Source organism: Pseudoalteromonas sp. S1650, assembly GCF_005887195.1.
GTDB classification, from domain to species: Bacteria; Pseudomonadota; Gammaproteobacteria; order Enterobacterales; family Alteromonadaceae; genus Pseudoalteromonas; species Pseudoalteromonas simplex.
Window position 1 is genome coordinate 1 of record NZ_PNDF01000263.1, and the last position, 246, is coordinate 246.

General features: G+C 45.5%; 1 protein-coding gene. It reads left to right on the plus strand.

What is annotated here, in order from left to right; genetic code table 11:
• The coding region (locus CWB80_RS22820; protein WP_212751505.1) for a hypothetical protein at window positions 1-183 on the plus strand (183 nt) is incomplete at its 5' end.
• Window positions 184-246: the final 63 nt, after the last annotated feature.

Consider the following 246-nt stretch of genomic DNA (forward strand, 5'->3'; position numbering starts at 1 on the left):
AAAACCCAGCCATCGCCATATGCATTATGGCCATTAGCGATGCTATCTAAGTATTGTTCTGTTTGGCTAAGTAAGGTGTGTTCTGGCACGATCTTCCCACGGGTAATTACTTCCCCCCCCCCTGTAACTGGGCACTTGGTTAGTTCTGTTGAAGGGGCAAGCGCATCACGTCTTATCGCTTAAGCAAATTTCGCGGCATCACGCTTAAGAGCAAAAAGAATAAAGAAATCGATAGTTTGCATACTG